Origin of the sequence: Paenibacillus sp. OK060, from assembly GCF_900101205.1 — a bacterium.
In the GTDB taxonomy this organism is placed as follows: domain Bacteria; phylum Bacillota; class Bacilli; order Paenibacillales; family Paenibacillaceae; genus Paenibacillus; species Paenibacillus marchantiae.
Genome location: NZ_FNFR01000002.1, coordinates 773217 through 790470, shown reverse-complemented (window position 1 = coordinate 790470; position 17254 = coordinate 773217). Strand labels below are relative to the sequence as shown.

The following is a 17254-nucleotide window of genomic DNA, read 5'->3' as shown; positions in this document are numbered from 1 at the left end:
TTTGTTCTCTATGCTCCGGTTAATGGAGTGATAGATCATATATGAACATGAGAGGGGTCATCCCGGATGTGGACTGCATTCATGTGGGGCGGCATCTCCGCCTCGGCTGTTGTCATAGGAGCACTTGCTGCGCTGTTTCTGAAAATTCCGAAACGAGTTATTGGCTGGATCATGGCTTTTGGTACAGGTACCCTGATTGGTGCAGCTGCATTTGAATTAATTGGGGATGCGCTCAATGATGGTGGAATTGTGCCGACGGCGATTGGATTTACCTCAGGGGCCGTAGTGTACACGCTATTCGATTTGCTCATTTCCAGTAAAGGGGGAGCAGGGCGCAAGCGTTCGGAAAACACCGGGAACGGAGATTCCAGCCAGAGCGGACTTGGTATTTTTGCAGGTACGGTCATGGATGCCATTCCCGAATCGATCATGCTGGGGGCCAGTCTACTCGCCGGGAACGGTGTCAGTGTTGTGTTGGTTGTTTCTATCTTTGTGAGTAATATTCCGGAGGGTCTGTCCAGTACGGTTGGACTTCAACGCAATAAATACTCCCGCTCCAAGATTATTCTCTTGTGGCTGGGTGTACTGATCATCTCTGCACTTGCAGCATTGGGAGGATATTTATTTCTGGAGCAGCTTCCTGATGAGATGGCCGCGGCTATTGGGGCATTTGCCGGAGGAGGCATTATTGCGATGATCTGCTCGACCATGATGCCGGAAGCATTCGAAGAAGGTGGGCCGGTAGTAGGTTTTATCGCTTCGATGGGATTGCTTGTATCGCTTTTACTTGACCTTTGATTCCTTGAGTTAAATGGGGGAGAAGAGTACCTTTCAGATGATGATCTGGAGTAAGGTACTCTTTTTTACGTTGTGTTTTCTTGTGCTAAGCACTGGAGTTACATATAATTTTAGGTAGAACAACTGGGAAATGCTGAGTGTTTGCTTTTAGCGATTGTCATCATGTAGGGGGAAGGCAGGATTGAAAATGAAACGTTTCGAGGATGAAGGGGCTTATAAATACAGCTTCTACGCTGTTCTTCGCCGGGGAGAGCAGGTCGATGTGAAATGTAAACCATGCGGCGGGCACGCCTTTATTGTCATAGAAGAAGATCATCTAGCATGGAACTGTTCGCAATGTTACGTTCATGGAATTCAAGAGACAGAATATCAGTACAATGCCAAGAACAATTGCATCCGATGTGAGCGCTGGTTCAATATTGAAGTGACGGATGAGAAAAAGATAACTCACAAAGCATCACATATTGAATGCCCGCACTGCGGGACCGTTAATGATGTCGAATTACATAAAAAGCTAGCATACCGAGGGTATTATCCCGATATTCGAGAGGGGCGAGATCCTGTGTTTGATATGGAATTGTACTTTTTGGACTATATCAGAGGTAAGGTGTTATGGGCTGTTAATCGGGAGCATTTAAACTATCTGATTTCATATATTTCGGCTGATTTGCGCGTGAAACCTGGAAATGTACCTTTGAAGACGGCTTCACATTCCATCCCCGCATATATTAAGAACGCCAAGAACAGGGAGCTGGTTGTCCGCACATTGACCAAACTTCAGCATAAGACTGGATAAACCAGCAGAACGCGAGTCAAAAATGTGAATCATATTCAATACCTTTTTCACATCGCTTATCAGGAGTTTGATGTTCGATCCAGTGAAGATAATCCCTATCTGGCGGGTACAGTGAGATATCAATCCACAGAGAATGAATATGTAAAATCCGAAAAGCAATATATTAATGCTAAAGATTTTACAACGTTGTTGAATTTTTATAATAAGGACAAAGAGGTGATTTATACTTATCAAAATACTGGAAAAGAGGATGGACAGCTGGTACAATCCATTATTCATCAGGGGATGAGTCGTTCTAGCAATGGAGGCAGCGAAGCTGCTCGTGATCCTTATATCAACGTTACGGCTTTGTTCTATGATAAGTTGGACATCGATGTGAAGCTGGATGTGGATGAAGAACATAAAGTCGTAACCATTCGAATGAATAAAGCGGAGGCGAGATGATGAATTTATTTGGTGTACATAAAGGACCTACATATTTGGAAGGTTTGGTTCGGGAGATTTCGGATGTTCAGACTCATGAAGTCGAATGGAAAGGCAAGTTGCAGACGAGCGACGGACATGACAAGTTCCATATTTTTTATTATGGTGACTTAACCGAAGATGATCTGATAACCTGGCATGATTCGACACCGCTCATTGTATATGCAGAGCATACCGTAACAGGGGAACGTTACTTACTCATCGATTCAGCCAAATACGGTTATGATGCGATGCTGTGTGAGACATATCCGGAGGAAGACCTGAATTACAGGCCTCTAAGGCCCTACCTGGACGTCGAAGGGGAAGATATATTTGAAGTACAACTATCTGCCTTTTACAACGTGCCGTGGGATGATGAGTTCGTGGAAGATGTAGATGAAGACGGAACCTACGAATTAATTACGGGAGAGCGCATGGATTTTGAGCAGGTGAAACGTGACGGCTATGATGCATTTGCCATACGCATTGTAAACCGCAAAGGCGTAATAACCGAAATTGTGCAGGAAGAACTGGCTTAGGCTAGTTGAATTTGCTGACCGGTTGAATGACTGGTGAATTGAACGAAACGATCGTAGGGAGATGTCGTGAATGTATATAGTAACTCGTGCGTTGAAGCCCATACCGGCTAAGGAACTGGATCATTTTGAAGAACAGCATTCTACCTCGTTACCTGCGTCATATCGCCAATGGCTGGAACAATACGGGGAAGGCACGTATACGGGCTGGATGAATGTGCAGCGGCCGGACCAGGAGGTATTGAAACCTTTTGCTGAATATGATTTTTGGATGCACACGGAGGATACACCGGTTACCCAGGATCAGCTTCAGGAGTGCATCAGTATCGGCAGTTCGGTGGATGGTGATTTCCTGGCGATTCATCCAGAGGTGAAGGGATTGTTATGGCTCCCGCGTCATGATGAGCATATTATCTTGTGGACTTGCTCAGAAGCTGACTTTGGAGAGACATTGGACCGGATCTATTGCGGATATTACCATCAGGATAAACCGCTGACCCCGGCGTATTTTGAACCGTGGAACGAGCTGCGAAACCACACGTTCTACCATTTGGTTAACGTTGAACGTGAAGGCTCCATGAAAGAACTGGCCGATTTGTGTAAGAGTAAATTCAAGTGGGATGCAGTGATGGAAAATGAGTACACATGTAAGCTTTTTATGGTCTCCATGGGTGGATATTTACGTTTTAATTATGCGAACGGCAGGGAAATTGCGCTTTTCTATGAAGAGATGCACGGGACGGAAGGTGCAAGGGATCACGATCTGGATCAATTTTTGCTGGCAAATCATTGTACAGTCATCAATAGAGGCGGAGTGGAGGAATAACAATTGAATTGGTTGAGAGAAAATATTGCAGAAACGTGGCGAAGTGAAGGTAAACGATACGCAAAAGATGTCAATGCATTTGTACGCAGAGGCATGGCAGGAGAGCAACTGGATGAATCGGAGCTCGCGGAGGATGCCAGAGCTTCTATTAGTACTGGAGTGTGGGAGATGGTGAAGCAAGCCAATCTTCAAGGGGATTTGAAACGGCTTCGGCTTGAACTGCCTGCTGCAACATGGCCATTGAATGAACATTTTCAATCTTTCATGCAGGCCGTTCGGGTAGTAGGTTATCTGAACACAGAAACAATAGTATTCACAACCAGCACCTTCACGGAGAATGGCTGTGTATATACGGCTGATCAACATGGATGGTTGCTATTCTCTCAGTATACCTTCGCAGGTTGTTCGCCAGACGGTGGAGACTATGCGCTGGCCGGATCAGAAGGTATTCGTATCATCAGACAACCAGATCGCCATCTGGAAGGACAAGAGCTTGCGGTGTATCGCTGGGAAGATATCCAATCCAGTATCCAGAAGTCTTTGCCACGCATCGAATCCCTTGCTGACTGTGAGCATCCGGAACGCACACTTGAAGGACTCATTCCATTCAATGATGGGAAATCCGTTCTTATTTTCTCCAATTATGGAATCTACCTGGTAGAGCAAGACCAGGTATCCCTGCTGCACCCGGATCCTGCAGAAATCGAAGAATATGAGTTGGAAGATACACAGATTGATATGGGTCATGCCGCAGTCTCACGTGACGGTCGCTGGATTGCCTACGGTAGCCAGGTTAGTAACCATATGGTTCTGGATCGCGAACAGAATAAGACATATTCGCTTTATCCTGAATCCAGCTATCCTCATTATGCGGTTTTCACCGCAGACAGCTTGAAGGTGTGGTTTAATGCATGTCACTTTTATAACGGTGCTACAATACAAGTTCAGCTGGAAACGATCGATGGTAATGAGAGTAAGGAAGATTGGCCTGTAATGGATGAGAATGCCCGTGTTTACGCTGCAGTAGAATTGGATGCAGGTATGGTGCTTGGTGACGCATACGGATATTTATATTGTGTGAATGGTGATGGGCAGGAAGTGTGGAGACATTTTGTAGGCAGCACCATCTATTCCTTGGCGATCTCGCCTGACCAGTCCAAGCTTGCAGTGGGGACGTTCGGGGGCATGCTGCATATTCTTGATCTTAACTCTGATCAGATGGATGAGTATGGTATAGGCACAGGCACCCTCCGTGAAATTGAGCGCTACGTGTTATGGCGTGGAGAAGAACCTTTACATTGGTGAACACCAATGATTGAAGATCAAGACTGGATAAAGTAAGGTTGGGTAAAGTGGAGGTTTAAATGAAGCGTGAAGAAGCAGTGATTTTGTTGAAATGTCATGCCTTTGCCTGCGATGATCTGAATCATTCGACAATGGAAACCGGTTTTCTTGGTAGCTTGCGCCCCTTTCGCGGTAACCTGAATGAGGAAAATTTTCTTGAACTCATGGAAATCTTGCATGTTTTGGCTCCTGAACTAAAACAACCTACGCTGGATCGTGAAATTATGGCTTCACTATGGGGAATTACCCACCTTGGACGTGCATGGGCCGTCGAACCTGAAGGAATGTTGCAGAGTAATCAATTGATCTCAAATGAACAGATTGCATTGATGGAACGGTGGCTGGATCTGTTTTCCTACGCTGTTATGGTTCTGATCGAAGACGGAGGGAGGGGAAGAAGAGGCGTTCTGGGGATATCAGGAATATGTGCGGGAACGGGTTGAAAAGAGTTGAAAAGGGAGGGGTGTGTATGACACCTGAGGCTAATGCAAAATGGAATGATTTGTTTGATGCGTTGAATGAGCTCCTGAACGAAAAAATCCATGATGATGAAAATCGGCAGTTATACGACGAATACCAGCATCGGGAGGGTGCCTCTGAGCAAAGTCTAAATGCATTTGAAACAGAGTATGGCGTCCGGCTGCCGGAGGATTTCCGTTCCTTCTATAAGAGTAAAGACGGCAGTGGTTATGCATTTCATATCTTGTATCCGGGTGATGCGGAAGCAGAGGAATGTAATCCGTTTTATCTGATGTCATTGAAGGAAATTCGGGAAACCAAACAATATTTCTGTGAAGTAGATGAGAAATTGGACGAGTACTATTCTGACGAAGAGATCAGCAAACTAGACCCGGAGATTAAGCCCTACTTATTCCATAAAGAGTGGATTCCTTTTGCAACGATGGCGGGAGGCTCGCTGTATTTGATGCTTGATTTTGATCCGACAGAGAAAGGAACCTATGGGCAAGTGATTATGTATGTGCATGATCCGGACTTTGTTTATTATGTGTCTGAGACATTTACAGACTTGCTGGAAGTGTCCAACCGTAATCTGAAGATTATGGATGAGATTGAGTATTGAGCAGGTAGAATCTGTTCAACAGAAGGGCATTGGATATTTTAAAGAAAGTTGAACAAAGACAGGAGCTGCCGACAGCAGCTCCTGCATTGCTATTTTACCATTAGAAACGATGGCCGTGGAAACCTCCGCCAGGTCCACCAGGGCCCCCGGGTCCTCCGCCATGTGGTCCGCCCGGATAGCCGCCTCCAGGGAATGGACCGTGCGGACCTCCCGGGTAACCGCCATGCCATCCTGGGCCTCCGATATGTCCGATGGGAAAGGGCAGCGGAAACGGTACGATGGGTGGATAGGGATATGGATAAGGGTAGGGGTATGGATAGGGTGGCGGTGGATAATAAGGGTAAGGATAACCCGCAGTTGGCGGGATAGGAACTGAACCAGGTCCGTATGCCATGATGCATGCCTCCAGTGTTTGATTGATGATATTAGCCTATGCTGCGATGCAATGGAGTGACACAGAGGGGTTAATAGAACGTGGTATGAGTGAAGGGGGATATGATTTGGTAGCTGTGTCGTAACCCTGCAGCATAAATGGGCTCACGCATAGAAGCCCAGAGCATAAGCTGGCGTTATAGGTTATCACCTAAACCGAGAGCGAAGGGCAGGCGTTTTATTTTGGCAACCTCTTATATGGACTTCACCTCACCTACCACCCAATTTACAGCTGACGTGAACCAGAATTCTTTCTTCCAAAAAGACGGAAATAACTATATTAATGTTCTCTCCATTCAGCAATTAAACACATTGGGTAACGTATCCTTGCTGGACATTTTTCTTAGCACGGGCAATGTGGTTGATCCTCATATTCATCAGAATGCATCCGAGCTGGTGTATTGTATCAGTGGTTCAGCGGTCGTTTCCCTTATTAACCCGTTTACCAAAGAGTTGTTGAATTTTACGATCACACCGGGTCAAGTAGCGAATGTTCCGCAAGGCTGGTGGCACTATGAAATTGCAACGGTAGATCAGACTCATCTGCTGGCTATCTTCGATGCCCCGGTTCCTGAAGCCATATTTGGCTCGGATATTTTACGGCTGACACCTGCGAGTGTTCTGGCTCATACGTATTGTTTGGATGAGAACAAGGTGAAGGAAACGCTTGCTCCAATTCAAAAAACGGTAATTGTTGGTCCGCCAGTGGACTGTGTTACTCAAGTTTCCCCGAGCACCAACATGCCTAACTCGAATAGCCATCCCAACGTGCAGCCTTATGTGAATCGCCTTCCATATTGGGGAACATGGGTTGATCCCCGCATTATTCACGAACCAGGCTGTCCGTATTATACAGAACCTCCTGTGAACACGAATAATCAAGGGTAAGTGAACGATATAAGGCATTTAAATGGGGGAAAACCCAGTACATTATCACGAGTGAAAGTGTAGCAATTATACAAAAAAGAAGCGTTCGTAGAAACGCTTCTTTTTTTGTCCATTTGTTTTCAATTTATGATGTGTAATTTCGTCCCAAACCAAGCTCTGTCAATAACTGACGATAAGCGATAGAGGTACGGTCTGCGGGAATATGCGCTTCTGCATGCAGATCCAGTGGCAAATCCTCTGGCTTCTGTGATTCCACCATTTCCCGATCTTCCTCAAATACTTGCAAGTTAAACTTAATTGTATCTTCAATCGGAGCATCCTTGTCAAAGTTACGGGTAATCGGACAGAACAACCGCGTAAAACGTGCTGAGATGGGAGAGGCACAGTTAAGAATGTTAAGTTTGTCGTTCTCCGGGAAGTGAACCGTAAGTGATGCGGCAAATGGCGGAAATACCCGGAATTCACGCAGCCACTGAAAACCTTCGGGTGCGACATTATCCTGACCTTTGCCATAGTTGCTGACAGAACTCCAGTATTCGGCAAGCAGTTCATTGCCTTCGCGTTTTACTTTGTATTGGGGCACTTCGGTGTTGTTCCGGTCGCCGAACGTTTCGGTATGCACGTAGGCAAAATGGGATACATCCAGAAACCCTTCCATTTGACGTCCAGCAGAACCTGCGATATCAAAGTTCGGGGGCAAGATGTTGATATAATCTGGATCATCCCATCCCGGGAATGCGGGAATCTGCTCGTCGGTACCGGCGAGTGAAGTCCAAATCAGGCCATAACGTTCGACTGCAGGATATACGATAAGCTTCAATTTGGGAGAAATTTTGGAGCTGGGGTGTGCAGGTACAGCGGTACATTTACCCTCACAGTTGTAACGGAAACCATGATATGGGCAGACAATTTCCCCATTTTCTACCCAGCCTTTACTGAGCGGAGCACCACGGTGAAAACAAAGATCCTTGGCAACTACAACTTTGTCGTTGCTGCGATACAGGACCAAACGGACATCAAGCAATTGAGCGGCAAGTGGTTTATCTGTCACTTCGCTTGCCTGGGCAATGGGATACCAATATTGAGATAATACATGCCAGTCTTCTGCGGAGAACGTGCAACCGCGAGGCAGTTCAGATGTAAGTTGAGGATTGGAATTGGAAGTTATCATGGAAATCACTCCTTGCTAGGATAATGAATCGTTCTTTTTCATGTCAGGAAAGTTTACTTTGTAGCCGTATGTTACTACTCTTTTGTTTCGTGTATCAATATGTATAATGATTATTTGTTCAAAATCACAAACAAAACATCAAACAGCTAACATAAATACGGAAACTCCTGTTTATACATAACGCTTTACGTGAACTATATTCATGTCGGTTATGCTCCACGCAGATTAATTACTTAATTGTTAATCGAGCTATATTCTGTGCCTGAGTATGCTGAAGAAATTTTTTATAGAAAAATGTCACAAATGTGAGCCTTGGTTTGTCTTAAGATTGTAGACCAAAATACGGAGGCGAATGCAATGAGTTTAAGAGTGAATTATAGAGTGGCTAACCCGGGTGCTTTCAAAGCAATGATGGCATTGGAGCAGCACATTTCAGGTCAGTTTGAAGACAAACCGTTATATGAGCTACTGAAAATCCGTGTATCCCAAATCAATAGTTGTGCGTTCTGTCTTGATATGCATGCTAAAGATCTGTTGAAGCTTGGAGATTATGCCGATCACATTTTGTTGCTGAGCGTGTGGCGCGAGGTGCCTTTGTTTACAGAAAAAGAACGTGTTATGCTGGAGCTGGCTGAAGCCGTAACACTAATTTCGGAACAAGGCGTACCACTTGAATTGTATGAAAAAGTTAGAGAACATTTCAGTGAGGCCGAACTGGTGGATCTGATCATGGCGATCAACACGATTAATAGCTGGAACCGGATTGCCATTACAACAGGGATGTATCCAGGCTGCTTTAATTAAGTAAACATTCTACCATCTGCCAGAGGAGGCCATTCTCATGAAATTCAATTCCCTCACCAATGAGCCAGAAGTGCCTTCTCTGGAAGTTGGTGAATTGTATATTCGTTACAAAGCCTATGCCTTTTCCATTGCTTACCGCATGCTTGGCAGTGTTGTGGAGGCTGAAGATATTGTGCAGGATTGTTTTGCAGAGCTTCAGAGCAAGTCTCTTGATGATATCCGTAATGCCAAGTCCTATATTGCTAAACTAATCGTAAACCGAAGTCTGAATCTGCTAAACTCTGCCCGCAATCAAAGGGAAAGTTATGTTGGAGAATGGCTTCCCGAGCCGATGAGTGACGGTAAAATGGGTAACATCCCGGAAGAAACCGTGCAGCAGAAGGAGATGATCTCTTACGCTTATCTGGTTATGCTGGAACAGCTTTCCCCAATGGAGCGCGCCGTTTTTGTACTTCGTGAGGCATTCCAGTATGAATATACGGAAATAGCGGATTGGCTGGGCAAATCAGAGAGCAACTGCCGTCAGATCTTTAGCCGGGCGAGACGCAAGCTTCCCGATAGACTTCCGCCGATGGAACAGAGTTCTGCAGATTATGCTGCAAAAGAGCAATTGCTGGCTCGTTTTACAACGGCTTTTCTGAATTATGATGTCTCCGAGATGCTGGAGCTGCTTGCTGAACAACCGGTATTTACGGCAGATGGCGGTGGACGTGTGCATACGGTCATGAGAACGATGAGGGTTCGTAAGGGTGTACTCGCCTTGTTGACCTCTCGCCGGGTGCTTACCCGATTGCGAAAACGAGAGTGGGTGCCTACATTTATCAACGGAGAGCAGCACCTTGTGTTACTGGAAAACGGACAGTTGTCCGAAGTTCTGTGTTTGGAACTGGACTCTCTTGGAGAGCGAATTGAGGGGTTCTATCTCGTTGTGAATCCAGACAAACTTACATCGGTATCGAGATAATACTTTTCTGGAATGGAATAAGAAGGGCTCAAGGCATGTTAAAGCGGCACATCCTGTAAAGAGGAGTGCCGCTTCTTTTTAGCTTTGAGATTGTAGCTAATTTTATTGTGAACTAACAACATCCATTTTGGACCGGTTATTATTTATTAATTATTGGCAAACAGGCTTTCAACATGGTCAGTAATCTCTCTGATTTCTGGGGTAAGTTCGTCGTTACTCTTATCGAGAAGATGCAAAATCTTCTCCACTGTATCCAGAAGTACACTCTTCGTGTTAGTCTCCCTATTTGCCACAGCCTTTTCATATGCTTTTTTCACTTCTGGATCGATAGTACGAATTTCTTCTTCCGTGTACCAGTCATAGGCGGGAGAGTTATCACTTCCATAAAACAGGTAACCAACGTACAGTGAATTCTTAACTGCTGACGTACGATTAGAGCTTGGGAAGTTGTTCAGGAAAGCTTCCTTCTCTAGAGTACGCCGGATGAGTTCATCCCAGGTTATGATAAAGGCCGCATCGGAAGTTGTGGGCTGGTTGGATTCCGCAGCCATAATATCAATGTAAGCAACAATGTCAGGTTTCACGTAGGGCTGAAACTTTTTGTACATCTCATAATTGATGATGGGATAGTATAGACCTTCACTAGTTTCCAGTTTGAATCCCAGATCGGAGGCTTCCTGCAAGAGCTTGCGAACCGTCGGATCTTTAATCACTTTGAGCAGATTGCTATATGTAAGCTTTTGTTCATAACCTATGTTGGAATGGGCTTCATAGAGAACGCTTTGAAACAGTTCCGTATACATTTTTTGATCCAAGTCAGCCAGTCTGATCTTTTGCAAATTCTCCAGTTGAAGGGTCATCAAAGTGGCCTGCCAAGGTCCGACTTCATCGATATGATTCAATAGATATTTACGTGCCTGAACCAGGCTGGGCGTGGATTTCACTGCATTTTTTGAATACATTTGAAATTGATGATATACCGCTTTGGAAGCTGGGACAGGTGCAGCCAATGTAGTTTGGGATGTTATCAGAGTTGCACTGATGGCCGTAAAGCTTAATGTAATGGCTAGAAAACCAAGTTTAATCGATGGATTCAATCGCATTCAAAAACCTCCCATGTTACATAATGAGTAATTGTGACCACATTCTGATTAAACCAGTTTCTGGTAATCGAATCAAGGGAGAATTCTTTTAAAATAAAATGTGTTATTCAAGACATGCTGTAAACATTAGTTGATTCTGGAAATAACAAAGAACAGCATCTTTCAACCTTGAGTGGGTTGAAGATACTGTTCTTTGTTGATTAAGCTTATTTTAAATTAATGGAGAGGTGGTTTATTGTTGATTGGCATCTGAGGTGTGCCGTTTGCTGGAACGTAGGCCTGAAGCATCTGTGTGGTATCATTTGTACTGAGTTGAGGCACTTGATAGTAGGCATGTTGATTTTGATACGTGAAAATTTCGTAAGCCATCTCGATAAACTGTTGAACCTGCGAAGCGATGACCCGGCGTACGGCGCCATTCGTAATTTCAGGTGCAGACATAGCCAGCAAAGAGGCGTGAGACTTGATTAATCCCAGCATATGACCGCTGATGCCTGCATCTTTGACATCCGAAAGGGATTGATTTGGCTTTTTCGGAGCGGACGGCTTGAGGCCATACACAGGTTGCACGATGTTCGGAATCATGTAGGTTGCAGTCTCGTGATGAGGCTTGTGCCCGGTTGAGAAACATTCTGCAGTCAGATTATATTGGGATAACATGAAGTTGTATTGACGATCAAGAATATGAAGAAGTTCAGTATCTTGTACAAACGTCCTGAAGATCATGTATTGATCCAATACGTTGATGGCTCCTGACAGAATTTCATGCATATCAAACATTTCATGCCCGCCATGGTTCAAGTGGGGTGTGAAGTCTGAATTTGTGTTGTTAGCTGGTTGTATTCGGTCTGGAGGCTGCATTGAATTTGGATTCATTGTGAATTTGATTCTCCTTTGGGAAATGGTATGATCCTAGTATGGTCTTCAACAGTAAATTTATGTAATGTGTGCTGGTTATAAGCGAAAATAGAGACAGGTATGGTGGTGGTTGGATGGAAATCGATTGGAGTGTTCCCAAAGCGTTATTCGTTAAACATTATGGGAGCGCTGTTCAGATGCATCGTGGTGGTGTTTATGCAGAATATAAACAATGGGATGTGCCGCAAGAGCTGGAGCAGACATGGATGGAAGAAAGAATAGGTCAGTTAACCTCTGAATTATCCATCATGAACTGGGACGCGGTTGATGAGCTTACGTCGATTGCCAGATATCATGCAAATCCGCTGATTATTGCCGCAGTCACAGCATTCGCATCAAGACAACTGACGAGTGCGGACAGTATGGTGCGTCTAGTTTATGCGGAACGTCTGATTGAGTTGATCAAGCGATATGAATCGATTATTTCGGTGGATAAGCTGCGTGAAGCCTATCAACTGACAATGAACTTGTTGGAGGATGTAGTAACAAAACCGTTGGTGCTTGATCCGGGACATGAACTACAGCAATATGGGTTGAAGGATAAACGTGGACTGAATCTGCGTGTGGAAAAGAACAAGGAAGAGATTATCCGTTATTTTCGGAACTGAATGTATTTCATTGGATCAAGTGAGGTAAATATCATTGAGAAAACTGAATTATATCAAAGTATTTATTTTCCTTAGTGTGGTCACAGTGGTGACTCTAGGTTTGTATTACGCGGCTGCGGATTGGCTGAATCAGCGCTATTTTCGCTTCCTTATCTGGAATCTGTTTTTGGGCTGGATTCCTTTTGTATTTTCCTATGTGGCCTATGGCTTTAGCCATGTTAAGTGGAAAGGGGCAACATGGTTTGCCGTTGCAAGCGGACTGCTCTGGCTATTGTTCTTCCCGAACTCTTCCTACATTGTAACGGATCTTGTCCACCTGACGGCACGCAGTTCCCGCTATTATGGCGGAGGCAATGGATTGGACTACAAGTACTGGTATGACTTAATTGTGGTTTTGATGTTCGTTTGGACGGGTTTATTGCTCGGATTTCTTTCGATGTATCAGCTTCAGGAAGTGATCCATCACAAACTGGGACGATGGTTTTCATGGATATTTGTGCTAGCGGGTTGTGCACTGGGGAGTTACGGTGTTCTGCTGGGACGTGTTTATCGCTTGAACAGCTGGGATGCGTTAACCAATCGAGAGACGCTGGTTGAACTTATGCATGAGAGTGTAAGTCGTCCATCGCTGGCTTTCTGTATGTTCTTTGGCACGTTTATTCTTACGATCTACGCAACGTTATACTATCTAATTAATACCAGATCTTACCGTGATAGAAAGACGGAGGTAGGAAGTTCAGAGGCTGAACTGCAAGGCTTGCGATAATCGAGAGCCTGGCATGTCTAGTTCTAATAAAGCCGAATCAAATAACCCTCAACTATTCGGGAAAACTCCCTAACGGTTGGGGGTTATTTATTACCCATTAAATGAAAACGAAGAAAGCTACAAGCATTTTAACAGTTCAGGAGCAATCCGCTTGGGGAACACATCCAGTGGAGGTTTTTCCTTCTTTCGTTTGTCATTGGTGAGCACAGCAACGAGTTCCAGAGCCGGGACGATATATACAAATTGACCACCAAATCCACGGGCGTAATAATAGTGGAGTATGGAAGTGGGCTGTTCCGCAACTTTAGCTTCTGAAGTTTCGTTGGTATAAGCATCCACCCACCAATGCCAAGCGTAACTACCATGATTGGGTGGAGTAACCGAAATGGCAGGTTTTGTAGAGCGGCTAACAAGATCACTCGAAATCAGCGACTGCCCGTTCCACATGCCCTGCTGCAAAAACAGTTGTCCGAATTTTAGTAAATCTTGCGGCAACATTTTTAAACCGAACCCCCCGGTATGTACACCTTGTGGGTCACTTTCCCATTCATACTGTTGAATCCCCAACGGGCCAAATAAGTAACGTTCCGCGAACCCAGCTACGGACATACCTGTACTTTGCATGAGGATGGCAGACAATATCTGCGATACCCCTGAATTGTATTCCATATATGTACCTGGCACATGACTTAAGTGTTGCTCCAACGCAAACTTCACCCAGTAATCCGTACGCGTCATACGCGGAAATGAATTCTGTCCTCCGAATTCGTCCCAGTTGAATCCGGCTGTCATGGTTAATAACTGCTCTAACGTTATTTCAGGTTTGCGGGGGTCAGAGTCTGATACCAGCTGTGGGAAAAAGGTGGAGATCGGCGTGTCAGCCTCAGGCAGCACCCCTTGATCCATAGCAATACAGATGAGCGCGGACAATACACTTTTGGTGCAGGAATTGATTTTTGCAATATGGGTAGCTGCTTCTTGATTACGGTAGTGTTCGTAAATGATTTCACCACGTACGCTGACTAAGCAACTGCGCAGATCCAGCGGTGGGATCATTTGATGCAACATGGATGGTATGGATGAAGGATTCATAGTGTCCTTTCTTATTTGGGACTTACCCATAAATTGAGTATTCATTAGAAAAAGGTTTGAATCATTATCATAGCATAGGAATAAATAAGTTCTCAATTCATCCACCTCACTCAGACTCAGGGATTAGTAAGAACTGGACCGCAGACTGATTCAGTTGTTCATATTTATTGATACAATCGGGTCACATAATAAATGGGGTTATTTTACAGAAAAAGAGGAACATGAGCTTTGGTCTGTAGGGTTGGACATATCGGCAAAAATTAATTACATAAAGTGTACCTGATTATTCCAAAGTAGTGTTCCATACAAAGGAGCTAGTGTTATTCATGCTATTACGTATGTTGAGAAATGATCTTTTTAGGAAAAAAGGAATCAACATCGCTCTATTTGTTTTTATTTTACTAGCGGCTTTACTTGTTTCTTCAGGTACACGAATGATTATGGAGTTAACCAATTCAATTCACTATTTATTTACAGAATCCAAGACGCCTCATGTTGTGCAAATGCATGCAGGTAAACTGGATATAATGAAGGTGAATACATGGGCACAGACAAATGAAATGGTAGATAAACACCAGATCGTAGAAATGATTAACATTGACGGTTCTCATTTGTTTTTTGGAGCGGAGGCCCAGAAAAACAGTATCATGGATCTTGATTTTGTTGTACAAAATCAGGATTTTGATTTTCTGCTGAATCTGGATAGTGAGATTGTGCAGGTGAATGATGGAGAAATCGCGGTTCCCGTTTACTACTTGCAGCAGAAGAAATTGAGCATTGGTGACCGTATTCATATTAAAGACGGTTCTTTCAGCAGAACATACAAGATTGTGGAATTTGTACGTGATGCTCAAATGAATCCATCGATCATTCACTCCAAACGTTTTGTCATCAGTCAGAGTGAATTCCAAACCTTGAAACAAAATACGGGAGAGTCGGAGTATCTGATTGAATTTCGACTTAGAGATTCCAAGATGATTAGCGACTTTACCCAAGCCTATCAAAATACGAGTTTGCCGAACGCTGGTCCTATTGTGAACTACAATCTGTTTCAGTTGTTGAATGCGTTGACGGATGGGGTAGTCGCAGCTATAGTCATTCTGGTCAGTTTGATCTTGATTGTGATCGCTTTACTCTGCATTCGTTTCACTATGCTCGCAACTATTGAAGAAGATTATCGAGAGATTAGCGTCATGAAAGCTATCGGCATATCCGAGCGTAATATTAAGAAACTCTACTTGAGCAAATATGTTGTTATGGCAGGATTGGGCTCTATCGTAGGATTTCTAGCATCACTATGGGTTAACCGTTTGTTCATGTCCAATATGTTGCTCTACATGGGGGCAGCTCCCAAGACATGGTTGCACTACGGCATAACATTGTTTGCGGCTGTCTTCATATTTGCCATCGTTGTATTTTTCTGCAACCGTGTGCTTCGGCGTTTTAATCACATTTCAGCTGTTGAGGCATTACGTTCGGGCAGTATGGGTGAGACGAGAATAAGTCAAAACAGACTAAATTTGTCCCAAAATCGGTGGTTATCAGTTCCGGTTTTTCTGAGCTTAAAAGAAGTCATCCAACGAATTAAAATGTTCCGTTTGCTGTTGTTTGTGTTTATTATAAGTTCATTTATTATGATCGTACCTATAAATTTCCTCCATACGTTACAAGCTCCTAGCTTCATTTCTTACATGGGTGTAGGTCAAAGCGATATGCGTATTGATCTGAGGCACTCTGAAGATATCGAACAGCGTTACGCTGAATTAATTGATTATGTTCAAAAGGATAAGAACGTACTTCGATACTCACCCCTTGTCACAAGCCAATTCAAAGTGTTGAACAGTGAAGGTAGCTATGATCATTTAAGCGTAGAGACAGGTGATTTTGATGTTTTTCCTTTGTCTTATGTAAACGGTGCGGCACCGAAAAATGAAAATGAAATTGCTTTGTCTGATGCGAACAGTAGTGATATGGAGAAGAAGACGGGAGATTCCTTGGTACTGGTCGTAAATGGACAGGAAAAAACAATGACCGTCAGTGGTGTATATCAGGATGTGACCAACGGTGGAAAGACTGCCAAAGCACGGCTGCCCTATAACAAGGATCGTGTGCTCTGGTATGTCGTAAGTTTGGATTTGAAAGATGACGGCAGTAAGACTTCAGATAAAATTGCGGAATATGAGCAAGCGTTCTCACCTGCAAAGGTGACCGATTTGCAAGGCTACTTATATCAAACACTTGGAGGAACGATTCATCAGCTTAAGCTGGTTACGGTGTTGGCGCTTGTTGTAGCAGTATTGGTTACGATCTTGATTACATCATTATTCCTGAAAATGCTTGTCGCAAAGGACAGCGGTGATATCGCGATTTTCAGAAGTCTGGGATTTTCCATCTCCACAATTAAATTCAAATATGTATCAATGTCCCTTATTGTTTTGGGTGTTGGCGTCTTTGTAGGAACCGTGCTATCGAATACTGCAGGCGAGTGGTTGATCAGTGCAATAATGGCTTCTTTCGGAGCGTCTCATATGTTTTTTGTCATTGACCCGCTACAGGCGTACGTACTTTGTCCGCTGCTGCTGGCAGCAACGATTATCTGTACCGCTCTAATCAGTATTCAATCAATCAAAGAATCCAGCATTTCCAAAATGATTATCGAATAGGG

The 17254-nt window shown here is 44.1% G+C and carries 19 protein-coding genes; 14 read left to right on the top strand and 5 right to left on the bottom strand.

Going from position 1 to position 17254, the window contains the following annotated elements; genetic code table 11:
* The first annotated feature begins 66 nt into the window (after positions 1–66).
* The 8 genes from BLS14_RS09800 (at position 67) to BLS14_RS09765 (ending at position 5843) form a co-directional block, all read left to right on the top strand.
* The gene (locus BLS14_RS09800; RefSeq protein ID WP_090807319.1) at positions 67–798 is read left to right on the top strand and encodes a ZIP family metal transporter; all 732 of its coding nucleotides are present in this window, start codon (positions 67–69) and stop codon (positions 796–798) included.
* Positions 799–985: 187 nt separating this feature from the next.
* Positions 986–1594 carry a hypothetical protein gene (locus BLS14_RS09795; protein ID WP_090807576.1) on the top strand — a complete coding sequence of 203 codons (609 nt, stop codon included), beginning with the start codon at positions 986–988 and terminating at the stop codon, positions 1592–1594.
* Positions 1595–1618: 24 nt separating this feature from the next.
* Positions 1619–2038, top strand: coding sequence for a hypothetical protein (locus BLS14_RS09790; protein ID WP_063563149.1), 420 nt, complete (start codon positions 1619–1621; stop codon positions 2036–2038).
* Positions 2038–2595, top strand: coding sequence for a hypothetical protein (locus BLS14_RS09785; protein ID WP_090951358.1), 558 nt, complete (start codon positions 2038–2040; stop codon positions 2593–2595). Before BLS14_RS09790 ends, BLS14_RS09785 begins: the two co-directional genes overlap by 1 nt.
* 70 nt (positions 2596–2665) lie before the next feature.
* On the top strand, positions 2666–3418 hold the full coding sequence (locus tag BLS14_RS09780) for an SMI1/KNR4 family protein (RefSeq protein WP_072733369.1): 753 nt from the start codon (positions 2666–2668) through the stop codon (positions 3416–3418).
* A gap of 3 nt (positions 3419–3421) precedes the next feature.
* Entirely contained in the window at positions 3422–4723 is a 1302-nt protein-coding gene (locus BLS14_RS09775) for a hypothetical protein (RefSeq protein ID WP_090951355.1), read from the top strand.
* 59 nt (positions 4724–4782) lie between these two features.
* Entirely contained in the window at positions 4783–5205 is a 423-nt protein-coding gene (locus BLS14_RS09770) for a hypothetical protein (protein ID WP_256336325.1), read from the top strand.
* Positions 5206–5231: 26 nt separating this feature from the next.
* The gene (locus BLS14_RS09765; protein ID WP_090807313.1) at positions 5232–5843 is read left to right on the top strand and encodes an SMI1/KNR4 family protein; all 612 of its coding nucleotides are present in this window, start codon (positions 5232–5234) and stop codon (positions 5841–5843) included.
* A gap of 100 nt (positions 5844–5943) precedes the next feature.
* Here BLS14_RS09765 and BLS14_RS32295 read toward each other — a convergent pair whose 3' ends face one another.
* Positions 5944–6237, bottom strand: coding sequence for a hypothetical protein (locus tag BLS14_RS32295; RefSeq protein WP_143021529.1), 294 nt, complete (start codon positions 6235–6237; stop codon positions 5944–5946).
* Positions 6238–6458: 221 nt separating this feature from the next.
* Here BLS14_RS32295 and BLS14_RS09755 point away from each other — a divergent pair, with 221 nt between their 5' ends.
* A complete protein-coding gene (locus BLS14_RS09755) occupies positions 6459–7163 on the top strand; it encodes a cupin domain-containing protein (RefSeq protein ID WP_063563142.1) in 705 nt (234 codons plus the stop codon).
* Between the two features lie 124 nt (positions 7164–7287).
* Here the strand turns inward: BLS14_RS09755 and BLS14_RS09750 are convergent, their stop codons facing one another.
* Positions 7288–8334 (bottom strand): aromatic ring-hydroxylating oxygenase subunit alpha, encoded by a 1047-nt coding sequence (locus BLS14_RS09750; RefSeq protein ID WP_090951350.1) that lies wholly within the window; start codon positions 8332–8334, stop codon positions 7288–7290.
* A gap of 357 nt (positions 8335–8691) precedes the next feature.
* Between BLS14_RS09750 and BLS14_RS09745 the strand changes: the two genes are divergently transcribed.
* Both BLS14_RS09745 and BLS14_RS09740 read left to right on the top strand, forming a co-directional pair.
* Complete coding sequence (locus BLS14_RS09745) at positions 8692–9138, top strand: carboxymuconolactone decarboxylase family protein (RefSeq protein WP_072733365.1); 447 nt, start codon at positions 8692–8694, stop codon at positions 9136–9138.
* A 37-nt stretch (positions 9139–9175) separates the two neighbouring features.
* A complete protein-coding gene (locus BLS14_RS09740; RefSeq protein ID WP_090951347.1) occupies positions 9176–10102 on the top strand; it encodes a sigma-70 family RNA polymerase sigma factor in 927 nt (308 codons plus the stop codon).
* Positions 10103–10248: 146 nt separating this feature from the next.
* Here BLS14_RS09740 and BLS14_RS09735 read toward each other — a convergent pair whose 3' ends face one another.
* Together BLS14_RS09735 and BLS14_RS09730 are read right to left on the bottom strand one after the other, a co-directional pair.
* Positions 10249–11205 carry a hypothetical protein gene (locus BLS14_RS09735; protein ID WP_090951345.1) on the bottom strand — a complete coding sequence of 319 codons (957 nt, stop codon included), beginning with the start codon at positions 11203–11205 and terminating at the stop codon, positions 10249–10251.
* A 216-nt stretch (positions 11206–11421) separates the two neighbouring features.
* Positions 11422–12066 (bottom strand): spore coat protein, encoded by a 645-nt coding sequence (locus tag BLS14_RS09730; protein ID WP_063563222.1) that lies wholly within the window; start codon positions 12064–12066, stop codon positions 11422–11424.
* A gap of 131 nt (positions 12067–12197) precedes the next feature.
* On the opposite strand from BLS14_RS09730, the gene BLS14_RS09725 reads away from it, so the two are divergent.
* Positions 12198–12731, top strand: a complete 534-nt coding sequence (locus tag BLS14_RS09725) for a hypothetical protein (RefSeq protein WP_090951341.1) — start codon at positions 12198–12200, stop codon at positions 12729–12731.
* 34 nt (positions 12732–12765) lie between these two features.
* Positions 12766–13497, top strand: a complete 732-nt coding sequence (locus tag BLS14_RS09720; RefSeq protein ID WP_090951337.1) for a DUF1361 domain-containing protein — start codon at positions 12766–12768, stop codon at positions 13495–13497.
* Positions 13498–13614: 117 nt separating this feature from the next.
* On the opposite strand, the gene BLS14_RS09715 is transcribed toward BLS14_RS09720, so the two are convergent.
* Positions 13615–14565, bottom strand: coding sequence for a serine hydrolase domain-containing protein (locus BLS14_RS09715; protein WP_256336324.1), 951 nt, complete (start codon positions 14563–14565; stop codon positions 13615–13617).
* 350 nt (positions 14566–14915) lie between these two features.
* Between BLS14_RS09715 and BLS14_RS09710 the strand changes: the two genes are divergently transcribed.
* Positions 14916–17252, top strand: coding sequence for an ABC transporter permease (locus tag BLS14_RS09710; RefSeq protein WP_090951331.1), 2337 nt, complete (start codon positions 14916–14918; stop codon positions 17250–17252).
* Positions 17253–17254 lie beyond the last annotated feature (2 nt).